Raw genomic sequence first — 20,735 nt, 5'->3', positions numbered from 1 at the left:
CCTGTTCAATCTTCTTTCATGTATTTTCTTTGCATGTACATATCATATATAAGCCATGCGATAGGGTAGATGGGTACAAAAATTGCCAACGCGATCTGCCAGTTGTGTCCTTTCTTGCGTCCACCATCATATGGTAAAGTTATCCCGGCCATTCCCGCCATCCAAAAAATAAAAAAAATGAACATAAAGATGGCTATTAACAAAGTGCCGAGGAATCCGAAGTTTTCGTAAAAGCTTTGAAGCATAGTATATTGTGCTGAATAATGCGTACCTTTATTGCTTGTTATAATCTAAGAATCTAACACTTAAAATGCTTCCAGTAGTTTCAATAGTAGGACGCCCAAACGTTGGTAAATCAACCTTTTTTAATAGACTGATCGGTAAACGTAAAGCCATTGTTCATGATGAATACGGTGTAACACGAGACAGACATTACGGTGAAACCTTTTGGAATGGCCGTGATTTCAGTGTTATTGATACAGGTGGGTATTTGCCAGACGATATGAATGTCATGTCAGTTGGTATTAGAGAGCAGGTTCACATAGCCTTGGAAGAATCTGATGTCATACTATTTGTAGTTGATGTTGAAACCGGAGTAAATGCTTTGGATAAGGCCGTTGCATCTTTGCTAAGAGAAGAAGACAAACCGGTTATATTAGTAGTAAATAAAGCTGATAATGAAGAGCGGAGACTCAATGCCACTGAATTTTATGAGCTAGGATTTGAAGATCTTTATCCGGTTTCATCCATTAGTGGAATGGGAACCGGTGATCTGCTCGATAAGGTGGTTGAACATCTTCCTGAGGCTGATCCTGAACCTGAAATTAAAACACCAAAATTGGCCTTTATTGGCCGTCCCAATGTGGGGAAAAGCAGTTTGTTCAATGCTTTACTGGATGACAAAAGGGCTATCGTGACCGATATTGCCGGTACCACGCGCGATTCTTTGAATAGTCACCTTCATTATAATGACAAGGATTACATACTCGTTGATACGGCCGGTTTGAGAAGGAGGACAAAGGTCAAAGAGAATATTGAATTTTACAGCACTGTTAGAACAGAAAAGGCTATACGTGAATGTGATGTTGCCATTCTTATGGTAGACGCGATGCAAGGTTTTGATGCACAAGATAAGCGCGTTTTAAAAGAAGCCGAGAAATTCAACAAGGGACTCGTGATCGTGTTAAACAAATGGGATCTCGTGCCTGAAAAAGATACTAACACGGTAAAAGATTTCGAAGAATACATCTATACTTCAGTTCCTCAGCTATCTTATATACCTATTGTTACAATTTCCGCATTGAATAAAAAACGTGTTCATAAGGTGCTGGATATGGCACAAACTGTGATCGAGGAACGCCGAAAAGAGATCTCAACTTCTGATTTCAATGACTTTATTGAAACTATGTTAGGTGAGCGGCCTTTACCTATGAAAAGAGGGCAGCAACTCAAGATAACATACGGTACCCAGGTTAAGAGCAACCCACCAGTGTTTAAGTTCTTTATGAATAGTCCCCATGAGTTACCGCCGAATTACCGGAAATTCATAGAAAGTAAGATACGTCAAAGATTTGGGTTTATTGGAGTACCAATAACGATGGTATTTAGACAAAAATAATCAAAGGATCTTATAATATTCTTTGATGCTAAGACAACAATGAAGTATTTTCATCGCAATTGTTCTTAAATGAGAGCCATATTGATATGGTGAAAAGCAATCAGAAACAATAACAACTATTTAACTCCCGCATCAAACAGCCGGTCTTAGAGGTTTCATTTCGAATGGAGATAAAACAGAGCCAAATTGATTCATTAATTAGTGATGTAGCATATCTTGAACATGAGGCAGAAGCCTTGAAGTACGTGATTGATTCTGTGCCGTACGATAAAACCCCAGCAGATGGCAGCTCTATTGCCGAAATACTTCATTATCTCGACCACGCTCAGCAACGGTATTATAGAAGGGTAATCGAGGATACTTTTAAAAATAACCGTCCCATCAATCTAAACTCATATACCAAACCGTCAGAAAGCTACGAAAGAGACGAGGAGCTTCTACAAAACATCCAAAAACTTTTATACAAGATCTCTAAGCACAGAGTTGCACTAATTAACCTTATAAAGAACTTACAGTTAATTGATTGGGAGAGAGAAATTACGGAAGGAAGGTCAACAATCACTTTATACGAGTTTACCTTAAGGATGGTCAACAAAGAAAGAAAGACATTGAAAGAGATAGCTGACCTGGTTATGAAATATCAAAAATCGAATAACTCTAAACAAGAACTTGAAAGCAGAGATTCTAGCAGTTAATGGAACCGGTACAGTGGGTTGACCTAGTTGTTGTAATAACATTATTGATCACTTTGAGCACTTTGCTCAAGCAGTACATACGTAGAAGGTCGCTGGTAGATCTATATTTTGGAATTTCAGCCCTCATATTATGTGTCGCTTATTCATTTCACCTTTTAGAGTTACAAACCAGTCAATTCATTATGAACTGGGGTAAATTGGTATCAGTTACATTCTATATTAGTGGGTTGTTAGTACTTATAAGAGAGTCAAAACCATTATTTGCCCGATTCCCATTATATTTGACAGCTTTACCATTCGTAAGTTTTATTTTTTTTCCAATGATCATAGACTCCATTGTTATAAAAAACCTTGTAAATGGAATATATCAGGGAGGGGCCTTGATCGTTACAATTCTTGTCTTCACAGTAAATAAAGCTAATGCTGCCGGTCGCAATTATTACATTTTAGGACTCTCATTTGTTAGCTTAGCCTTTATTTTATATTGGTTTGTTTTTAATCGGTACATGGTAGAAAACATCTGGATCAACGAATTATTATTATCAACGGGAATTTTATTGGTATTGTATCGATTTAGTCAGTCAGTCTCTTTTCAAAACGAAAATTAAACATCATACAATTGAAAGCAACAGATTTTACCTTAAAAGACACTAATTTAAAAGAAGTAACACTTAGCTCATTTGAAGGAAAGAAGAATGTAGTATTACTTTTTTTCCCACTGGCATTCAGCAGTGTTTGCACTACAGAGCTAAGCACAACTAGAGATAATATGAAACTATATGATTCTCTGGACGCAGAGGTATTAGCTATTAGCGTGGACAGTACATTCAGTTTAAATGCTTTTAAAGAAGCCAATAATTTAAATTATACACTACTCAGTGATTTCAACAAGGATGTTAGTGAGGCGTACAATGTTCTTTATGAAAATTACTTTGGAATGAAGGGGGTGTCTAAACGATCTGTATTTGTGTTAGATAAATCTGGAGAGATTGTACACAAAGAGATCCTTGAAAATTCAGGTGATATGCCTGATCTAAATAAAATTCAGGAAGTATTAGTCGAACTGAATTAATAATAGCATCTATAGGCAAGGAATTGTTTATGTCTATCATAACCTAACTTTACATAATATAAATTATAAGAAAGCATTATATATTTAAATCATTACATTGTGTAAATATTTCTTATTATCGTGTAGAATTTTTAATTACTTATGGCGATTGGCTAACAAACAAAATAGTATTAGTAATGAAGATAGTTGTTGTAGAAGACGATAAAGTTTTATCCCTTCTTTTGTCCAAAATGGTCGAGAGAATTGGGCATGACGTTGCATCCATTGTAACCAAAGGATCTGAAGCAATAGATCAGATCCAATCGATCTCACCAGATCTCATTTTAATGGACATTATGCTTGAGGATGATATTGATGGCATCACAGTGATGGAAAAGATCCGTGAGAAAGAGCTTCATTTCCCTGTTATTTATATAACCGGTAATTCTGATCCCGCTAATCTAAAAAGAGCCCGATCAACTAATTTCGAAGAGTATCTAATTAAACCCGTTAGCTTCGATGACCTTAAAAAGAATATTGATTCAGTTGAACAAAAAAAGCCCTGATACTTCAGGGCTTAATATTTAACCTACTTTAGATTTAGTGACTAACTATTCTGATCTTTTAATGTGAAACTTATTGGCATACTGTAACGCACCAGTACAGGTTTGCCCCGCTGCATGCCAGGTTTAAATTTCACCTTTTTAACAGCTTTAAGAGCTACTTCATCGCAACCCCCACCAATACCCCTTATTATTTTAGGATCTCTTACGTTTCCTTCCTTATCAATTATGAATTCAACAATAACACGACCTTCTATTTGAGCTCTTCGAGCCATCTCAGGATATGTTATATGTTTATTCAATGAGGCCAGTCCACCTATTAGTTCAGGCATCTGTTCAACTACAATGAAAATTTCCTCTTCATCTGAATTATCTTCCACTTCAGGTGGCGGTGGTGGCGGCAACTCCATAAATGATTCGTCCAGATCTAATTCTGCATCGAGATCAATAAAGTCATCAGTTATGATCTCATCATTGGGTACTTCTACAGGAACCATAGGTCTTGGCGGTGGCGGTGCTTTTAATTCTTGTTTGGTTTGTACAATTTCCTCTACAAATACTTCTTCCTGACGCTCTACAACTAAATCGTCTTTTTCTTGATTAATGTTTAAATCAAGTTTAAAGGCAGATATCATAATAAGAAGTGCTAAGATGAATCCAATTTCTAATCGAATCAAGTACCCCTTTTTCAGATCATTTTTCCTGTCAATTATTTTTACCGGAAATCTCATAGTAACCTCCTGTTGGTTTTAGAAGTTATATTAAGATATGCTGTGCTAATGAAGATATTATGAAGCTGAAATCCGTAGAATTACTTCACAATGACACTAAGGCAAGCTTTTTCCATTTGAAAACTGAATCGGTTATGAGTACCCAATTGTTCACCATCACTGTGAGCTCTGAGTTCTTTTGAAGTGTGAACTTTTAGTATCCTTGTGAACTCAAGGACATCCACAACCTTTTGGTTGAATGGCACACCAAAAGAAAGTTTAATGAATTCAATGATAAGTCTAAGTCTCGATATATCATTAACTATAACGATCTCTGCTACTCCATCACCATTATCGGAGTATGGCGAAATTTTGTATCTCCCTCCTTCTGTTTTTCCGTTTGCAACTGCAAACATCCAAATTGAATCCAATTTTACAAGAGAAGATTCATCAATGGTAACTTCAACATCAAAACGATCAGCTTGTAACAATGCTCTGAGTCCAGCAATAAAATATTTAAGAAAGCCGGATCTAAATTTAGATTTTGAGGCGTAGTAATTTGTTAATCCATCAACACCAATGCCATAGGTATTAACAAATAATTCCTGATTGGCTTGAATAGCATCTATTTTTTTGACCTTGTCTTTTATCAATACAGATAGGTTATGACCAAAATCAGCATTTAAACCTATGTTTTTAGCAAAATCATTACCACTGCCTAAAGGAATCACACCCATAATCTTATCCTTATCGGCAAGGGAATTTGCAACCTGATTTACGGTGCCATCACCACCACAGGCAATAAAGTGGGAAAAATTATTAAGATTATCATTTACGTAACCCTGTATAGAATCCTCAGAATGTATATATCTGATTTCAGAATCGGGAAACTTGTTTCTGATCAAATTTTCATGCCGCCGGAATAACCCTTCAGATGAATAAGCATTTGAAGCGCAGTTGATTATGAAACAATATTTAGCAGACTCACTCAACTTTATTTAATCAAAGTGCTTTACATCGAGAGAATACTTTTCTTCCTTACTTGATTTTAAGATGATCTTATCGATCAAGGCATCTTTCGTTACCTCACCTAGTATTTCAACGTATTCTAAATCATTAACTTTAATATGTTTTATGGGAGCCTGAATTCTTAAAGGGTCTAGCACGATCAGCAACAAAGGCTCACCCGAATAAAATTCATTTATGATTGTTTCGGCATTTTTTCCTGTGAACGTCCTCAATTTTCCATCTGAACTAAATTCAGGCGAATAAATGTATTCACTTTGAGAAATTTCACGCCAGTCAGATTTTTTTACTGTAACAAAAAGTAGATCTATTTCCAATGTTCTGATATTTATTTATTATATGCATAATGAATAAGGGCATCGCCCTTATTTACTACAGGGCAATTATTTAGCCCTATTACCATACCATCATGTGGAGCCACCGCTCGAGAATTTAATTCTCCGTATGGGTCTTTTATCAACCCAAGAACCTGCCTTTTATTTAATTCTTCTCCAAGTATTGTCTTCGGTATAAATAACCCGGCATTCTTAGTTCGTATCCAGGTTGAGTTATTGAACACACGTGTCTTTATAGCATCAGGTGCATGTTTGATCATTCCAAGATGCTTCATTAATCTACGAGCACCGTCGATCCCTTCTTCAATACCATATTCATCGTATCTAAGAGATTCCCCTGTTTCAAACACCAATATTTCGACTCCTTTCTTGTGTGCTGCATTTCTGAATGTTTTAGATATCAGTCCAGAATGCATCATTACCGGGCTGCCCATTGCTTCAGCTAATGTTTTTGCTTTATCGATCTTGAAAGAGCATCTAACCTGGGGATAGTTTGACCTTGAGGCTCCTCCTGTATGATAATCGATACCGCAATCCACAACAGGGATGATCTCAGACATTAAGGTATGAGCCAGTAATTTAGCAAGCGAACCTCCCCTCGCTCCCGGAAAGCTTCTGTTGATGTCTTTTCCGTCGGGCAATCCTCGGGAATTTTGTATAAAACCATAGATATTCACGATAGGGATGGCAATAACCGTTCCTTTATCCGGTATCACAAGTTCCCTTTCGATCATTCTTCTGATAGTCTCAACACCATTAATTTCGTCGCCGTGTAATCCACCTGTTAAAAGTAAAACAGGTCCATCTTCAGGTGCCCGATAAACTAAAACAGGCAGATCGATACTGGTGTAGGTCGGCAAACGGGCTATATTCAGATTTATCGTCTTTTGTTCACCTAATGCGATCTTTTCCTTATTGATCGTAATGTGTTTAGGCATTCTTTTTAGCCTTCTTTTTACGGGCTGGATTTTTTTTGCGTTCTTCTACAGCTTTCTCAATGTATTTTATGATGTAACTAGCAATATCTTTATTTGTGGTTTTCTCAATTCCTTCTAAACCGGGAGAAGAATTCACCTCAAGAATAAGCGGACCTCGTTCCGATTGCAGCATATCAACTCCGGCAACCTGAAGATCCATGGCAGCCGCAGCTTTGAGGGCTGCAATTCTTTCAGTTTTGCTTAATTTTATGAGTTCTCCACTGCCACCCTGGTGAAGATTTGACCTGAACTCACCTTCTTTTCCTTGTCGCTTCATAGCTCCGACCACTTTTCCGTCCACAATAAAAGCTCGAATATCTGCACCCTTAGATTCAGATATGAACTCCTGGACAATAACCCTTGCTTTCATGGCATGAAAGGCCTCTATGATAGACTCAGAAGCTTTTTTAGTGGGTCCAAGAACAACACCATGACCTTGTGTACCCTCAAGTAATTTAACGATAAGAGGCGCTCCTCCAACAGACTCAATAATCTTTTTTACTTCCTTCGAATAATTAGTGAATACTGTTTTGGGAAGCCCTACTCCGGAACTGGCAAGCAATTGCAAGCTCCTGAGTTTATCTCTGGAACGAACCAATGCCTGGGAATGAACCACGCTGAATACATCCATCATTTCAAACTGGCGGACTACGGCAGCTCCATAAAAAGTTACTGAAGCACCAATCCTTGGAATTATGGCGTCTAGATAATCGATTCTCTTACTTTTGAAATAGATCTTAGGATCGTCCTGTTCGATTACGATATCGCATTTAAGGTGATCGATGACCTCTACCTGGTGGCCATGTTCTTCTGCGGTTTTAATCAGGCGCTGTGTTGAGTACAAAGAAGAGTTCCTGGAAAGGATTCCAATGTTCATTATTAAGACTCCGGGTCTTTATTTTTTTAAATTATTCAAATTTTCTTTAGTTACATCTACCAAAAAAGGTCCTTTTTGCAGGAATTTTCTTCCAATTAAAAGAGGATATTTCATTGCGGAGCGGTCAGTTAATGAAAATTCAATGATGTAAGGGTCCTTAAAAAAAAGTACTTTCGTTTTTACGATGTATCTTAGTTCAGACTCACCATTGGATGATTTGACTTCACGCTTATCATGAACCGGCATAATTATTTCCTGTTTATTGTATGCCTCGTGATCCGGATCAAGTAAGAAGAATTTTATCCAGCTCTCCCCATTCTTTTCAAAAGCCTCAATATCATGACAATGCAAACTTGAAGTGTATGCACCAGTATCAATTTTAGCTTCCAGATCGTTGAAGTTCCATTCGGGAAGATCTACAAGTTCAGTTCGCCCAATAATTTTTTGTTTTGGCATTGTTTTCATAATACCCAAAAATAATGGTTTTCTTCACGGAATAACATTCTCTTAGAAAATTAATTAGCTATTGTTTTGATTTCATATCTTAATGATCAAATCCAACAGTTCAAATAAGTTCTTTATGAACCGATCTATTTACCTCCTTGCCATTTTCTTTATAACTTCATGCGCATCAACACAAACCATAAGTAACTCAGAAGAGGCCAAACCTGAAGACCCTTCTCTTCAGGCTACACTTTGGGTGCAAAATTCTGCTGAATATGACGCACTGAATTATCAAGCGTATAAAACGGCTGAGAGAATGCTTGCCCTTCCTATGGAAGATTCCTTCTGGTCAGCATCTTTGAATCAAACAGACGAGTCAACCTATCGCAAACTTCCTCCTGCCATTATCATGGACATTGATGAAACCGTGCTAGATAATTCACCTTTTCAGGCGCGAATGATCCTCGAAGGTAAATCATATAATTCGGAAGACTGGAAAACCTGGTGCCTGGAAGCAAACGCTGACGCCGTGCCCGGAGCTCTTGAATTTGCTAAGTATGCTGCTGAAAAAGGAGTAACTATTTTCTATCTCAGTAACCGAACTTATGAAGTTGAGCATGCCACTCGTGAGAATCTGATAAAACTTGGTTTTCCGGTGACCAAAAATATGGATAACATCCTTACTAACGGCGAACAGCCTAACTGGAACTCATCTAAGATTAATCGTCGAAAAATGGTCGAAGACAATTATCGTGTTATTATGATTTTTGGAGATGACCTCAATGATTTCTTTTCGGCCAAGGAGATAAGTCAGTTAAAGAGAGAAAGCAAGGTTGTTGAATACTCCGAATATTTTGGCAGAAAATGGTTTATTCTACCTAATCCTATATACGGTTCATGGGATTCCGTTTTAAGGTCAGAACTTGAAACCGGTGATTCACCAAATCACGGATTGAACCCTGTTTATAACAAATAGTTGAGCAATATCATGAGTTCAATATATCCTACACTTAATCTGGATTTGGAAATTGTCAGACAGAATATTAAAAATATGGCTGTGAAGTGTCGCCGTTCTGATATTGAATTCAGACCCCATTTTAAAACACATCAGTCGATTGATATTGGTCGAATATTCAAAGAAAATGGTGTGAAAGGAATAACCGTTTCCTCCCTTAAAATGGCTGAATATTTTGCCAATGATGGCTGGGAGGATATAACTATTGCCTTTCCTGCCAATATTTTAGCTTCATCAGTTTATAATGATATTGCTTCAAGGATAGATCTTAAAACACTCGTTATCTCTGATGATGTCATCAAGAAATTAGATTCTGAGATCCGACATGAAATGGGACTGTATATAGAATTGGATCCTGATTATGGACGTAGCGGTGTACCAATTGGTGATCTCGACAAAATGGAGATACTGCTAAAGACCATAAATTCCTCTAAAAACTTATATGCAGCAGGTTTTTATTGCCACGCCGGTTTTACATATAAAGCCCGTTCAGCTGAGAATGTATTAAACCTGATCGAACCTGTGATAGAAAAGCTATCGACTATAAAGAGTAAATTCTCTGATCTACCTATTTGTTTTGGGGACACGCCCTCTTGCAGTCTACTGAATGACTTTGGACCTGTAGACCAGCTTAGTCCGGGTAATTTTGTATTCTACGATTGGATGCAGGTTGAAATAGGCTCCTGCTCACCTAACGAAATTGCAATATATATGGAATGTCCTGTTATCGAAAAGTTTGATGAAAGATATGAGGTTTTGATTCACGGTGGTGCCGTTCATTTTTCTAAAGAAGCTATCGAGATCAATGGCAGTAATAGTTTTGGAGAACCGCGTCTTAAACATCTTTCTGTGGAAACATACCTGAAAAGCTTATCCCAGGAACATGGTATCATTAAATGCAGCCCACCGGTATTTAATGAGATCAACGTTGAAGAAACGATTCAGATTTTTCCAATACATTCATGTCTTACAGCTGATCTTATGCAGTCCTATATAACTACGGAAGGTAAAATTGTTGATCATTTATCTGCTGTAAATAAATAGCGTGTGCTTACTTTAGCTTAACACAGCTTTTTCCATAAATCGAATGACCATATTATCCGCATCCATTTCAGTATTTATTCCAATTGGAATAGTGAGGTTGTTATCTTCATGACTGATCATTGCCCCATAGAATGCCGGAATTTGTAATGGTTTGATGTGGTGTTTAAGTACTTCACCCATCTGCAGACTATTTGATCCTGAATTGCATTTCGTACATTTTCCAAAAATAAACCCACTGATTTTGTCTAGTATACCTGCCATTTTAAGATGTGTTAGTAGTCTGTCAATACGATAAACACTTTCCCCAACATCTTCTAAAAACAAAATTACTCCTTCAAGATCAGGTAAATAATCAGTACCGATCAAAGTTGTCAATACGGATAGATTTCCACCGAAAATTCTTTCGGTTGTTTTACCTGAGTTTATTATAAAGGCGTTTTCTTTTTCTTCATCGGGAATTTTAATCTCTTTTAATTTTGGAGACATCACTGTATCTCGAAAAGCCTGAGTTGTATATTCATTCCAAACAGACTTGCCGACCGGTCCATGAAAAGTATAAAGGCCTGAATATTTATTAATGGCCATGTGGATAGAGGTAATATCACTAAATCCACAAAATACCTTAGGATTATCTCTGATCAGTTTGTAGTCAATTAGCGGCAATATTCGGTTACTACCCCATCCGCCCCTGATACACATGATACCGTTTACTTCATCATCCTCAAACATTGTCATAAGATCAAGCAGGCGTTCGTCATCCCTGCCGGCAAGGTAGCCATATTGTTTTTTTACTGACTTACCGAGCTTTAGTTTAAAACCAAGATCTTTCAGATTTGCAATCATTTCCTGAAACACCTGATCTTGATAAATTGGGCTTGCCGGAGCAACAAGACCCAAAGTATCACCTACTTTTAAAGCCCGCGGTTTGATCATCTCCGGTTTATTAATCCAATTAAGATCCTTGATAATTTGACTTGCACTTGTTATTGATAAGCCTGTGGCTAACAGTGAATTCCGAAGAAAGTCTTTTCTGGATATTGGCATGCTTAATTCACTTTAAAGTGGTATTACTGATATAGATTATTAGCCATAATATATTTATAAACTTCCGGCGTCAGTAAATGTTTTACACTTTTACCATCAGATATCAGTGATCTTATAGAAGTTGAGGATACTTCAACAGGTTTATGTTCTACAAAATGTACTTTGTTCATGATCTCTTTATCAACATGTTCGTGGGAAACATCTGGCCGTTCTGCAACTAGAAGTTCACACATATCAAGGATATCTCTGTGGTCTTTCCATTTATCAAAATTGGCCAAGCTATCCTCTCCTATACACAGGTAAAATTTTACACTTTGATGTTCTTTAAGTAGATGCCTTAATGTCCTAATGGTATAGGAAGGTTTTGGAAGATCTCGCTCAACTGTATTGATACTCACACGATTGTCATTTTTGAATGCAAGATTAAGCATGTGTTTTCTGTCATCAAATGAAGCATGCTCTTTGTCTTGTTTGTGAGGTGGTACTGGAGTGAGTAAAACCCATAATTCGTCAATTTTGTGGGACTCCAGAAATGAGTTCACTAAAGCAACATGCCCATAATGGACGGGATCAAAAGTACCCCCGAATAATCCGATCCGTTTAGACATTAGTTATCAGATGATTCACTGACCATATCATTTAGGACATCAGTAAGTTTATTCTGAGCTTCATCATGCATATTCTCTACATTACTCCTGTAGTCACTTTCAGGGAAAAGTTGTAAGAACTTCTCATAAGTATCCACAGCCTTGGAATAACGTTCCTCCTGTCGATCCGGCACGCTGTTGTCGGCATAGGTTATGTAAGTCTTAATAAGGTCAACCAAGGCTCTTTCTGCCCATTCTGATTCAGGATATTGATCAATGGTTTCTTCAAGATAGATGGTAGCTGCTAAATACTGATCTGTTCTTACATAGAATTGAGCAGCTTCATAAGATTTTCGGGCGAGTTTATTTCTAAGTTCATCAATTTTATCAGCGGCATCGGTAACCAGTTCCGAATCGGGATAACGGTTGTTGAATAGTTGAAAGCGTTCAATGGCATTTCGTGTGGCAGACTGATCCAACTTATAGCGTGGACTTTGGTGATAGTAGGACATGGCAGCTTTAAATTCTGCCTCCTGTCGGCGTTCCTCATTTGGGTAAAGGCTTGCAAAGCGATCAAATTCTGAGGCAGCCAGCAAATACTGTCTGTTTTTATAATAGCTTTCTGCCAGATAGAATTGAGCTTCCTGGCCATAGTCAGTTCCCCGTCCAAGTCTGGTAACTGTATCAAAAGCATTAGCGGCCTCAGTGTAATCTTCATCCATGTAAAAAGCCATAGCCTTTTGATAGGCAACCTGTAAGGTATCTCCTCTTTTGATCAATTTATCGTTTTGACAGGCTGAAAATATGAACAGCAGTCCAAATACCGTTAACAGTTTATTAAGCATCGAAATTTTTGATTGTTTTTTAATGATCACGTTTTCGTAAGAAGTTAAGAAGTTTTTCAAGCTCTATTTTATATTCAGAATTTTCAAATTTACTCAATAGGTCAAATGCCTTTTGATAATGTTCGTCAGTTTCGTTGTCCACGTCCTTAAGCACTCCCAGATCACCCATAATCTCAAGTACCTGTTCTACAGCTTCTTCAGTAGGTTCATCTTGTTCTAAAGTGTTGCTGATGATCTTTTGCTCAACGTCATCTGCCCTTTCTAACGCAAGTATGGTAAGATATGTTTTCTTGCCCTCATAAATATCTCCACCGGGCCTCTTGCCGAATTTTTCAGGGTCTGCAATAGCATCTAAAAGATCATCCTGTATTTGAAATGCAACACCCATCTCATATCCAAGTTCAGCTAATTCAGCTCTTTTATGATGTGTGGCGTGTGCCGCCACAGCTCCCATTTCAAGTGAACCGCTTAATAGAGCTGCTGTTTTGCCACCGATCATTTGTAAATATTCTTTGTTTGAGACATCTATGCGATCTACAAATTCCATATCCAGTGCCTGGCCTTCACAAACTGTTATGATCGATCTTGAAAAGATGTGATGCATCGCAGCAAATTCTTGTTTTGAAAACTTATCAGACTCACCATAATAATGCAGATGTTTGTAGGCATCTGCAAACATTACATCTCCGGTTAAAATAGCTGTATTTTCATTCCATTTTTTATATACACTTTGCTCTCCTCTTCGAGTATCAGCACTATCCATAATATCATCATGGACCAGCGTAAAATTGTGAAGTACCTCAACAGCCAATGCTGCAGGTAGAGCATCGTCAATTTCACCTTCACATAACCCACAGGCTATTAAGGTTAATAAAGGTCTTATCCTTTTACCCCCAACGGCCATAGCATATTTATACGGTTCGTATAAAGAAATGGGTGAGTCGGGCAGTTCCATTTGCTGCAGTGCCTGCTCTACCTTCTCAAGTAAAATGTATTGTAATCCGGTTTTGCTCAATGCTCTTTTGATCTGATGAGTCGATGAATATAAGGAATATCTTGCAGCTTATGGGTTAAGCTTTTCTTCTAAGGTCGCTCTTATTTAATTTTAGAATATTAGGATGTCCTAAGAGTGTTAGGATGGTTTTCAGGTCATTTTTCAACTCTTTATATAGAGTTTCCAAACCTTCATACCCATCTTCTTTGATCGCTTTTATTACAGGTTGAGCCGATGCCGTGAAATGAGCACCAAGACAAATTGCCTTAGCAATATCAAAAGCTGATCTGATACCTCCTGATGCAATCATTTCGAAACCACGCTCGCACTCCAATCTACTCAATTCAATGAGGCATTCTACAGTCGGTATACCCCATTCATCAAAAGAATGATTTGCCTTTTGATTTGTATGTCTGAAATTTTCAACTTTCGACCAACTTGTGCCCCCGGCTCCCGCAATATCAATAACTTTTACACCGGCGTTCAACAGCCGCTTTGCAGTATGTAATGAAATTCCGGCTCCGGTTTCTTTGACAATTACAGGGAGTTGGGTGTCGGATACTATCTTTTCTATTCCATTTAAAATTCCTTTGAAATATCGGTCTCCTTCAGGTTGCATTAACTCCTGTAGTGGATTCAAATGCACGATCAAAGCATCAGCTTCAATAGAATTGATCAATCTTTTCAGTAAATTCGCTTTTAAGCCACCTATCAGTTGTGCACCGCCAATGTTTGATGCTATAAAAGCATTTGGAGCCTTTTCCCGAACTATAGAAAATGTATCTGTTAAAGACTCATCTTCCAGCATAGCTCTCTGGCTGCCTACACCAAATGGCAGGTTTTCAGCTTCACAAAATTCAGCGATTACTGCATTAACAGGGCCTGCATCAGCATATCCACCGGTCATAGAAGAAATAAAGAGAGGAAAATCAAAAGTTCGACCTAAAAGTTTAGCTTTAGTCGTAACTGAGTTATAGTCTAATTCAGGAAGCGCATTATGATCAAAATAATACTGATCAAACCCGGTAGGCGTATTGTACTGCGTACCGTCAGTAACGGTTAACTCAACATGATCCTTCTTTCGGTCTCTGATATCTGTCATACTTAAAATTCCAAAATCATTAGACTAATTGCCACAGTTAAACATTTTTATTTTGCTGATCAGATGAGGTATGAGCCGGAGTTTATATGAAAAGTCTGCCCGGTGGCGTGTGTCAATTTACCTTCAGCCAACAGGCTTACGATATTCGCGATCTGTTCTGGTGGTGCAATAGAATCAAGTGCAAGATCTTGAGTAAGGTAATCTTCTCCGTATACTTCAATGGAACCTTGAGCCATATCTGTATCTACAAATCCCGGAGCTACCGTATAAGCAGTGATTCCAAATTTACCAAGACTCCTTGCTAAACTCTTTGTAAAGGCCACCAAACCGCCTTTACTGGCTCCATAACTGGCATATTCTCCGGTGTCTCCCCTATATCCGGCTCTGGAGGATATATTTATCAATCTTCCGGAAATGTTGTTCTTTTGCCATGCGTTGACAGCCGATTTTGACAATATGGCTGGTGAGCGTAAATTTACTTGTAAAGTTCTGTCCCAATTTGCCAACCATTCATCGTCGTTGATATTTAACTGAGCCTCCTGAAACATACCGGCGTTGTTTACCAGTACTTCAGGTGGTTCTTTAAGCTCAAAGACTTTTTTTAAATTTTCTAAATCATTTTCCACAGACAAATCACATTTAATGTGAGAATAAGACGAGTTGTCGGGAAATGGAGATCTGTCAGAACGGGACGTTCCAATTACCTCATAATCTTTATTCAGTAGATCCTGAGCAATTGAAAAGCCAATTCCGCGTGAGGTACCAGTGACAAGCAATTTCATATATCAATTTATTTAAAGAAAGTTTTCGCTTATCAAGATAAGAGATTTGTCTCTTTCAATGAAAGGTGAAGGCTAATCTCTCCAAACCGGTACATTAGAGCAAGCTTCACCATACATGATCTTTTTGGCTTTACCAATTAACTTATTGGTAACCAATAAGTAAACTGAATCAGGCACAGTAATGTCACCGCAACCTTTTAGCATTACAAACTTGTCCTGATATTGATTCCAATCATGCTGATTCAAAGATGATTTATAAAGGTCGTAATGAAAAGCTTCTCTTGTGCCTTTAAAAATTTGGGACGCATAACTTGAAGCATGTGCAGTGATCAACATCCACGCCCATGGAGCAATGATGGCATCGGTGCTGCAATATACTCGTAGGTATTTTCCTTCATACTGCGACCAATCATGATCTTTCAATAGCCGCCGAAATTCTTTTTCCTTTAGCAATAACTCCTGAAACAAAAACTGTTTGATGTCTAGCTCCTCAATGGGCGTATCATCATAGAATTTCTGAAGATCCAAGGTAACCAACTTAGTGTTTTGTTGGATCTTATTTACTATTGTTTCAGACATGAAATGTTTAATTTTTTGTGATAACTGTTATAAGACAAGGCAAATATTTAACAGCTAAAATTATATAGAAAACGACTCACCACAAGAACATGTCCTGGTAGCATTGGGATTTTTGAAATGGAAACCTTGCCCATCCAATCCTTCCGTATAATCCAACTCAGTGCCAGCTAAATATAAAAAGCTCCGCATGTCTACTAAGATTTTTATGCCTTCTATATTAAAAACTTTATCATTTTCCTGAACTTCAGCATCAGTATCAAAGTCAAGATCATAAGTTAAGCCCGAACAGCCTCCACTTACAACGCCCACACGTAAGATCGCTGAATCCGGCACACTTTTTTCTTGCCGAATGTTATTGATCATTTTAATGGCTCTTTCTGTAACCGTTAGTTCCATGTTACCTGTTATGTTCTTACACTTATTAAACTGAAACGACTTGGATTTCAGGATCGATACGTCTTACCATACTTTCGATGGCATATAACGTACCAGTAGTAGCTGTTGGACATGTTCCACATGCTCCCTGATAGTGAACTTTCAGTCGATTATTTTCCAGTCCCAATACTTTCAAACCACCGCCGTCAGCCAATAGATATGGACGTACCTGCTCATCCAGCATCTTAGTGATCTCCTGTAAACGAGGGTCATCTGAACCTTGAACTTCTTTACTCAGGTGTACATCGGTATCATCTTCTTCTACCGTTACCGGCTTAGCTTCACGGATTGGAGGTGCTAGTTTCCGTAGCAGTTCAGACCAAACAGCATTTCCATCCTGTGTTACTGTAATGTATTTGTCTACGTAATAAATATTGATCACATGGTCTACTGAAAATAGAGCAGATGCCAGCTCATCGCCTTCCGCTTCATTCGCGTTCTCAAAAGAACGGGTAGTCCCATTTGTCAATGGTTCAGCCAAGACAAAGCGCATGGCGTCAGGATTAGGTGTGCGTTCTATTTCTTTAATTTTAGCCATCTTTATTCTCCTTTGTTATCAAAAAAATTCTTGTACATATTTAATTCCATCGACCAAGCGGTCAATATCATCCTTTGAGTTATAAAATGAAATGGAAGCCCTTGCGGTACCTGGTATCCCAAAACTGTCCATGATCGGCTGCGTGCAATGATGACCGGTTCTAACGGCAATACTTTTCTGATCTAAAATGGTTCCTACATCAGTGGGATGAATATCCTTGAGTAGAAACGAGATTACTGATGCTTTGCTTTTTGCAGTACCAACTATTTGAAGACCGTCGATCATACTTAATTTCTCAGTTGCATACTTCAGTAATTCTTGCTCCCGAGCTGCGATGTTATCCATGCCAATTTCATTAAGAAATGCGATGGTTTCGGCAAATCCTACTCCTGCTGAAATCGGTGGTGTACCAGCCTCAAACTTATGGGGAATATCATTCCAGGTAGTCTTTTCGAACGTAACCTTGTCGATCATATCGCCTCCTCCGCGATATGGAGGCATTTCATTTAATAATTTTCGTTTCCCGTAGAGAATACCAAACCCTGTTGGACCGCACATTTTGTGAGCCGAGAATGCGTAAAAATCAGCATCTAGTGCCTGAACATCTACTTTCATATGAGGAACGGCTTGTGCTCCATCTATCAGAACCGGAACATCATAGGCATGAGCAGATTCAATAATCTCTTGAACAGGATTGATAGTTCCAAGTGTATTCGAAACATGCACTACGGCAACCATCTTCGTTTTGGAAGATAGTAACCTATGGAACTCGTTTAATAGCAATTCACCATTGTTATCCATGGGAATGACTTTTAAGACGGCACCTGTTTGTTCTGCGATCATCTGCCAGGGCACTATGTTGGCATGATGCTCCATTGCACTGATCAGAATTTCATCACCTTCATTGAAATGCTTTCTTCCATAGCTTTGAGCTACTAAATTGATAGAATCTGTGGTCCCGGTAGTATATATGATCTCTTCTTCATACTGCGCATTAATGAATTTGCGCATGCGCTTACGGGCTAATTCAAAAGCATCCGTAGCTTTTTGACTCAATGTATGTATTCCCCGATGCACATTGGCATGCTCATTGGAATGATAATCGTTTATTCTATCGATCACTCGCTGTGGCATTTGTGAAGAAGCCCCGTTATCCAGATATACCAACTTATGCCCATTCACTTCATGCTTAAGTATGGGGAATTGACTGCGAATAGCTTCCCAGTCTGTGTTAGTTTTAGTTACTGTTTTCAGGGTTTCTTGCATGATGTATTTTATGATGTCATCCTGATAATACCTTCGCTTTAGTTCAGAATGTCTTTTTAAAATCAATAATTCAATCGATCAACTGCCTACCGCAACAAATTCTTCGTCGCGAGAAGTATATTTCACAACTTCGTCTAATAATAATTTATGAACTGATTCAACTTCCATGGTTTCGATACTCTCAAGAGTGAAAGCGTAAACTAGCAGCTCACGAGCTTTTTTCTTGGTCAGACCACGACTGTGCAGGTAAAAAACCTCGTCTTCGTTCAAGTGCCCGATTGTTGCACCGTGGGAACAGAGCACATCATCTGAAAAGATCTCAAGCTGTGGTTTAGTGTGAACCGTTCCATCCACAGAAAGTAACAAGTTTCTGTTTTCCTGAAATGAATCGATCTTCTGTGAATCTTCACGTACAAAGATCTTGCCATTGAAAATAGAATGCGCTTCATCATTCACTACAACTTTATGCAGCTGGTGGCTTTGAGCATGCCAGTGTCTATGGTCGATAGCAGAATGTGTATCAGCAATTTGATCACCATCAATCAGCACCAGACCATCAATAGTAAAATCTACTTCTTCATCATTTTGAACCACGCGTGGATCGTTACGGAATAACTTCGCTCCAAGACAAATAGTGTATGAGTGATACTCAGCATATTTATCCAAATGTGCAATCGGTCGTGAAATGTGATTGGCCTTTTTACTGTCGCGCTGGATACGCGCATGGTGAACATGAGCACCCTCAAACAATTTGAATTCATTCACGGTAACGTTTAGGTATACATTTTGCTCCAAGGCAACATGCTCTTCCACGATGGTGGCTTTTGAATATGCTTCACCCACAAACAAAACACGGGGTGTAGCGTAAAATGCTTTTTGTGCATCCGTAAATACATTCAGAATGTGTATAGGTGATTCTACCTTCGTTTCTTTTGGAACATAAATAAACCCGCCATCTTTGAAATTAGCATCATTCAGAGCAGAGAATACATCCCGGTCTTCATCATAGTTAGTATATTTACCCAAATGTTCTTTAAGAATATCATGGTCAGCATAAGCAGCCATATTCCCAACAATAACTTCCTCGGGAATGTCAGCCGTTGATGATAATTCACTGTTATATTCACCATTCACAAATACCAAACGACTGTTGGCAGCTTCCGGTAAATAATAATCACTAATGTCTTCAAGCGGATTGACAGCTGCATCTGCAACCGGTACAAAATGATTCCGGCTGATAGATCTTAGATCAGTGAACCTCCAATCTTCATCTTTTTTGGTTGGAAATGGAAATTCAGAAATATTCCCGGCTCCTTTCTCATTCAATCCAGCAATGACGGGGATATTTGAAACTGACCCGAAATCGCCATCCAAATATTTTAGTATGGTTTCTTTGTCTTGTACTGCTGTACTCATTACTGAGCCTCTCCGTTTACAGAAAATTCTTTTTCAAGTTGTTCATAACCTTGGTCCTCAAGCTCATGTGCGAGTTCTTTACCTGCTGATTTTACGATCTTTCCATTCATCATCACATGCACATGATCAGGCGTGATGTAATTCAATAATCGCTGGTAGTGAGTGATCAGAACGATAGCATTTTCAGGTCCGGCAATTTTATTGATTCCATCAGAAACAACTTTTAGGGCATCAATATCTAAGCCGGAGTCAGTTTCATCCATGAAAGCCAACTTTGGATTCAGTACAGCCATTTGGAAAACCTCATTTTTCTTCTTCTCCCCACCGGAAAAACCAGTATTGATACTACGCTCAAGAAATTCATCCTTCATATCTATGATTTCAAGACGCTCTTTCAGGTAATCATCAAATTCAAGTGGATCCAGTTCTTCGCGGTCGTTTTCGCGGGCTATAGTATTATAAGATTCACGTAACAGTGTTCTGTTGGTAATACCAGGAACTTCGATCGGGTATTGAAAAGCAAGGAACATACCCAAATGAGCACGCTCATCGGCATCCATTTCGGTAATGTCTTCACCTTCAAATAAAATCTCTCCTTCAGTGATCTCATACTCGGGATGGCCGGAAACTACTTTGGCCAATGTACTTTTACCACTTCCGTTTGGCCCCATTATAGCATGAATCTCGCCTTTATTGATGGTGAGATTTACACCTTTGAGAATCTGTTCGTCTTCGCCTTCAACCGAGGCATGTAAGTTTTTGATCTCTAACACGTTTCTGTTCTTTTGTCTT

The 20,735-nt window shown here is 38.4% G+C and carries 25 protein-coding genes; 6 read left to right on the top strand and 19 right to left on the bottom strand.

The window, feature by feature from the left end; translation table 11 throughout:
- Positions 1–5: 5 nt before the first annotated feature.
- Positions 6–185, bottom strand: a complete 180-nt coding sequence (locus ACKGJO_RS04400) for a hypothetical protein (protein ID WP_411322187.1) — start codon at positions 183–185, stop codon at positions 6–8.
- Positions 186–310: 125 nt separating this feature from the next.
- On the opposite strand from ACKGJO_RS04400, the gene der reads away from it, so the two are divergent.
- From der to ACKGJO_RS04380, 4 genes are all read left to right on the top strand, one after another.
- Positions 311–1,618 carry a ribosome biogenesis GTPase Der gene (gene der, locus ACKGJO_RS04395; RefSeq protein WP_411322186.1) on the top strand — a complete coding sequence of 436 codons (1,308 nt, stop codon included), beginning with the start codon at positions 311–313 and terminating at the stop codon, positions 1,616–1,618.
- A 164-nt stretch (positions 1,619–1,782) separates the two neighbouring features.
- Positions 1,783–2,313: a hypothetical protein gene (locus ACKGJO_RS04390; RefSeq protein ID WP_411322185.1), complete on the top strand. Its 531-nt coding sequence runs from the start codon at positions 1,783–1,785 to the stop codon at positions 2,311–2,313.
- Between the two features lie 619 nt (positions 2,314–2,932).
- On the top strand, positions 2,933–3,385 hold the full coding sequence (locus ACKGJO_RS04385) for a redoxin domain-containing protein (RefSeq protein WP_411322184.1): 453 nt from the start codon (positions 2,933–2,935) through the stop codon (positions 3,383–3,385).
- Between the two features lie 176 nt (positions 3,386–3,561).
- Positions 3,562–3,930, top strand: coding sequence for a response regulator (locus ACKGJO_RS04380; RefSeq protein WP_411322183.1), 369 nt, complete (start codon positions 3,562–3,564; stop codon positions 3,928–3,930).
- A gap of 41 nt (positions 3,931–3,971) precedes the next feature.
- Here ACKGJO_RS04380 and ACKGJO_RS04375 read toward each other — a convergent pair whose 3' ends face one another.
- The 6 genes from ACKGJO_RS04375 to ACKGJO_RS04350 all read right to left on the bottom strand — a co-directional run bounded on the left by ACKGJO_RS04375 (position 3,972) and on the right by ACKGJO_RS04350 (position 8,308).
- Complete coding sequence (locus tag ACKGJO_RS04375; protein WP_411322182.1) at positions 3,972–4,658, bottom strand: energy transducer TonB; 687 nt, start codon at positions 4,656–4,658, stop codon at positions 3,972–3,974.
- Between the two features lie 80 nt (positions 4,659–4,738).
- Complete coding sequence (locus ACKGJO_RS04370) at positions 4,739–5,629, bottom strand: diacylglycerol/lipid kinase family protein (protein WP_411322181.1); 891 nt, start codon at positions 5,627–5,629, stop codon at positions 4,739–4,741.
- A gap of 6 nt (positions 5,630–5,635) precedes the next feature.
- Positions 5,636–5,980 (bottom strand): hypothetical protein, encoded by a 345-nt coding sequence (locus ACKGJO_RS04365; protein ID WP_411322180.1) that lies wholly within the window; start codon positions 5,978–5,980, stop codon positions 5,636–5,638.
- Between the two features lie 11 nt (positions 5,981–5,991).
- Positions 5,992–6,936 (bottom strand): succinylglutamate desuccinylase/aspartoacylase family protein, encoded by a 945-nt coding sequence (locus tag ACKGJO_RS04360; RefSeq protein ID WP_411322179.1) that lies wholly within the window; start codon positions 6,934–6,936, stop codon positions 5,992–5,994.
- Positions 6,929–7,852 (bottom strand): 30S ribosomal protein S6--L-glutamate ligase, encoded by a 924-nt coding sequence (gene rimK / locus ACKGJO_RS04355; protein WP_411322178.1) that lies wholly within the window; start codon positions 7,850–7,852, stop codon positions 6,929–6,931. The genes ACKGJO_RS04360 and rimK overlap by 8 nt, the downstream gene beginning before the upstream one ends.
- A gap of 18 nt (positions 7,853–7,870) precedes the next feature.
- Entirely contained in the window at positions 7,871–8,308 is a 438-nt protein-coding gene (locus ACKGJO_RS04350) for an ATP-dependent zinc protease family protein (protein ID WP_411322177.1), read from the bottom strand.
- 124 nt (positions 8,309–8,432) lie between these two features.
- Between ACKGJO_RS04350 and ACKGJO_RS04345 the strand changes: the two genes are divergently transcribed.
- On the top strand, positions 8,433–9,272 hold the full coding sequence (locus ACKGJO_RS04345) for a 5'-nucleotidase, lipoprotein e(P4) family (RefSeq protein WP_411322176.1): 840 nt from the start codon (positions 8,433–8,435) through the stop codon (positions 9,270–9,272).
- A gap of 12 nt (positions 9,273–9,284) precedes the next feature.
- Entirely contained in the window at positions 9,285–10,355 is a 1,071-nt protein-coding gene (locus tag ACKGJO_RS04340) for an alanine racemase (protein WP_411322175.1), read from the top strand.
- Positions 10,356–10,367: 12 nt separating this feature from the next.
- Here ACKGJO_RS04340 and ACKGJO_RS04335 read toward each other — a convergent pair whose 3' ends face one another.
- The 12 genes from ACKGJO_RS04335 to sufC all read right to left on the bottom strand — a co-directional run bounded on the left by ACKGJO_RS04335 (position 10,368) and on the right by sufC (position 20,716).
- Positions 10,368–11,399, bottom strand: a complete 1,032-nt coding sequence (locus tag ACKGJO_RS04335; RefSeq protein WP_411322174.1) for a S66 peptidase family protein — start codon at positions 11,397–11,399, stop codon at positions 10,368–10,370.
- A gap of 23 nt (positions 11,400–11,422) precedes the next feature.
- Complete coding sequence (nadD, locus tag ACKGJO_RS04330) at positions 11,423–12,007, bottom strand: nicotinate (nicotinamide) nucleotide adenylyltransferase (protein WP_411322173.1); 585 nt, start codon at positions 12,005–12,007, stop codon at positions 11,423–11,425.
- Positions 12,007–12,831 carry an outer membrane protein assembly factor BamD gene (locus ACKGJO_RS04325; protein ID WP_411322172.1) on the bottom strand — a complete coding sequence of 275 codons (825 nt, stop codon included), beginning with the start codon at positions 12,829–12,831 and terminating at the stop codon, positions 12,007–12,009. Before ACKGJO_RS04325 ends, nadD begins: the two co-directional genes overlap by 1 nt.
- 19 nt (positions 12,832–12,850) lie before the next feature.
- Positions 12,851–13,846, bottom strand: coding sequence for a polyprenyl synthetase family protein (locus ACKGJO_RS04320; protein ID WP_411322171.1), 996 nt, complete (start codon positions 13,844–13,846; stop codon positions 12,851–12,853).
- Positions 13,847–13,901: 55 nt separating this feature from the next.
- Complete coding sequence (gene fni, locus ACKGJO_RS04315; RefSeq protein WP_411322170.1) at positions 13,902–14,927, bottom strand: type 2 isopentenyl-diphosphate Delta-isomerase; 1,026 nt, start codon at positions 14,925–14,927, stop codon at positions 13,902–13,904.
- Between the two features lie 59 nt (positions 14,928–14,986).
- Positions 14,987–15,709, bottom strand: a complete 723-nt coding sequence (locus tag ACKGJO_RS04310) for an SDR family oxidoreductase (protein ID WP_411322169.1) — start codon at positions 15,707–15,709, stop codon at positions 14,987–14,989.
- Positions 15,710–15,781: 72 nt separating this feature from the next.
- Complete coding sequence (locus ACKGJO_RS04305; protein ID WP_411322168.1) at positions 15,782–16,288, bottom strand: DUF2480 family protein; 507 nt, start codon at positions 16,286–16,288, stop codon at positions 15,782–15,784.
- A gap of 60 nt (positions 16,289–16,348) precedes the next feature.
- Complete coding sequence (locus tag ACKGJO_RS04300) at positions 16,349–16,684, bottom strand: HesB/IscA family protein (protein WP_411322167.1); 336 nt, start codon at positions 16,682–16,684, stop codon at positions 16,349–16,351.
- Between the two features lie 25 nt (positions 16,685–16,709).
- The gene (locus ACKGJO_RS04295; RefSeq protein ID WP_411322166.1) at positions 16,710–17,261 is read right to left on the bottom strand and encodes a NifU family protein; all 552 of its coding nucleotides are present in this window, start codon (positions 17,259–17,261) and stop codon (positions 16,710–16,712) included.
- An 18-nt stretch (positions 17,262–17,279) separates the two neighbouring features.
- Positions 17,280–18,527, bottom strand: coding sequence for an aminotransferase class V-fold PLP-dependent enzyme (locus ACKGJO_RS04290; RefSeq protein ID WP_411323275.1), 1,248 nt, complete (start codon positions 18,525–18,527; stop codon positions 17,280–17,282).
- 78 nt (positions 18,528–18,605) lie between these two features.
- Positions 18,606–19,943: a Fe-S cluster assembly protein SufD gene (gene sufD, locus ACKGJO_RS04285; RefSeq protein WP_411322165.1), complete on the bottom strand. Its 1,338-nt coding sequence runs from the start codon at positions 19,941–19,943 to the stop codon at positions 18,606–18,608.
- On the bottom strand, positions 19,943–20,716 hold the full coding sequence (gene sufC / locus ACKGJO_RS04280; RefSeq protein WP_411322164.1) for a Fe-S cluster assembly ATPase SufC: 774 nt from the start codon (positions 20,714–20,716) through the stop codon (positions 19,943–19,945). The genes sufD and sufC overlap by 1 nt, the downstream gene beginning before the upstream one ends.
- Positions 20,717–20,735 lie beyond the last annotated feature (19 nt).

It is taken from the genome of Gracilimonas qinghaiensis (assembly GCF_046602855.1).
In the GTDB taxonomy this organism is placed as follows: Bacteria; Bacteroidota; Rhodothermia; order Balneolales; family Balneolaceae; genus Gracilimonas.
This window is presented reverse-complemented; position numbering and strand designations above follow the sequence as displayed.

Excerpts from the sequence above, each read along its gene's own strand:
- rimK (WP_411322178.1), bottom strand. The coding sequence starts at position 7,852 with ATGAACATTGGAATCCTTTCCAGGAACTCTTCTTTGTACTCAACACAG.
- ACKGJO_RS04400 (WP_411322187.1), bottom strand. The coding sequence starts at position 185 with ATGTTCATTTTTTTTATTTTTTGGATGGCGGGAATGGCCGGGATAACT.
- ACKGJO_RS04300 (WP_411322167.1), bottom strand. The coding sequence starts at position 16,684 with ATGGAACTAACGGTTACAGAAAGAGCCATTAAAATGATCAATAACATT.
- der (WP_411322186.1), top strand. The coding sequence starts at position 311 with ATGCTTCCAGTAGTTTCAATAGTAGGACGCCCAAACGTTGGTAAATCA.
- ACKGJO_RS04310 (WP_411322169.1), bottom strand. The coding sequence starts at position 15,709 with ATGAAATTGCTTGTCACTGGTACCTCACGCGGAATTGGCTTTTCAATT.
- ACKGJO_RS04345 (WP_411322176.1), top strand. The coding sequence starts at position 8,433 with ATGAACCGATCTATTTACCTCCTTGCCATTTTCTTTATAACTTCATGC.
- ACKGJO_RS04375 (WP_411322182.1), bottom strand. The coding sequence starts at position 4,658 with ATGAGATTTCCGGTAAAAATAATTGACAGGAAAAATGATCTGAAAAAG.
- ACKGJO_RS04325 (WP_411322172.1), bottom strand. The coding sequence starts at position 12,831 with ATGCTTAATAAACTGTTAACGGTATTTGGACTGCTGTTCATATTTTCA.
- ACKGJO_RS04360 (WP_411322179.1), bottom strand. The coding sequence starts at position 6,936 with ATGCCTAAACACATTACGATCAATAAGGAAAAGATCGCATTAGGTGAA.
- ACKGJO_RS04390 (WP_411322185.1), top strand. The coding sequence starts at position 1,783 with ATGGAGATAAAACAGAGCCAAATTGATTCATTAATTAGTGATGTAGCA.
- sufD (WP_411322165.1), bottom strand. The coding sequence starts at position 19,943 with ATGAGTACAGCAGTACAAGACAAAGAAACCATACTAAAATATTTGGAT.
- nadD (WP_411322173.1), bottom strand. The coding sequence starts at position 12,007 with ATGTCTAAACGGATCGGATTATTCGGGGGTACTTTTGATCCCGTCCAT.
- fni (WP_411322170.1), bottom strand. The coding sequence starts at position 14,927 with ATGACAGATATCAGAGACCGAAAGAAGGATCATGTTGAGTTAACCGTT.
- ACKGJO_RS04305 (WP_411322168.1), bottom strand. The coding sequence starts at position 16,288 with ATGTCTGAAACAATAGTAAATAAGATCCAACAAAACACTAAGTTGGTT.
- ACKGJO_RS04335 (WP_411322174.1), bottom strand. The coding sequence starts at position 11,399 with ATGCCAATATCCAGAAAAGACTTTCTTCGGAATTCACTGTTAGCCACA.
- ACKGJO_RS04350 (WP_411322177.1), bottom strand. The coding sequence starts at position 8,308 with ATGCCAAAACAAAAAATTATTGGGCGAACTGAACTTGTAGATCTTCCC.
- ACKGJO_RS04380 (WP_411322183.1), top strand. The coding sequence starts at position 3,562 with ATGAAGATAGTTGTTGTAGAAGACGATAAAGTTTTATCCCTTCTTTTG.
- ACKGJO_RS04340 (WP_411322175.1), top strand. The coding sequence starts at position 9,285 with ATGAGTTCAATATATCCTACACTTAATCTGGATTTGGAAATTGTCAGA.
- ACKGJO_RS04290 (WP_411323275.1), bottom strand. The coding sequence starts at position 18,527 with ATGCAAGAAACCCTGAAAACAGTAACTAAAACTAACACAGACTGGGAA.
- ACKGJO_RS04295 (WP_411322166.1), bottom strand. The coding sequence starts at position 17,261 with ATGGCTAAAATTAAAGAAATAGAACGCACACCTAATCCTGACGCCATG.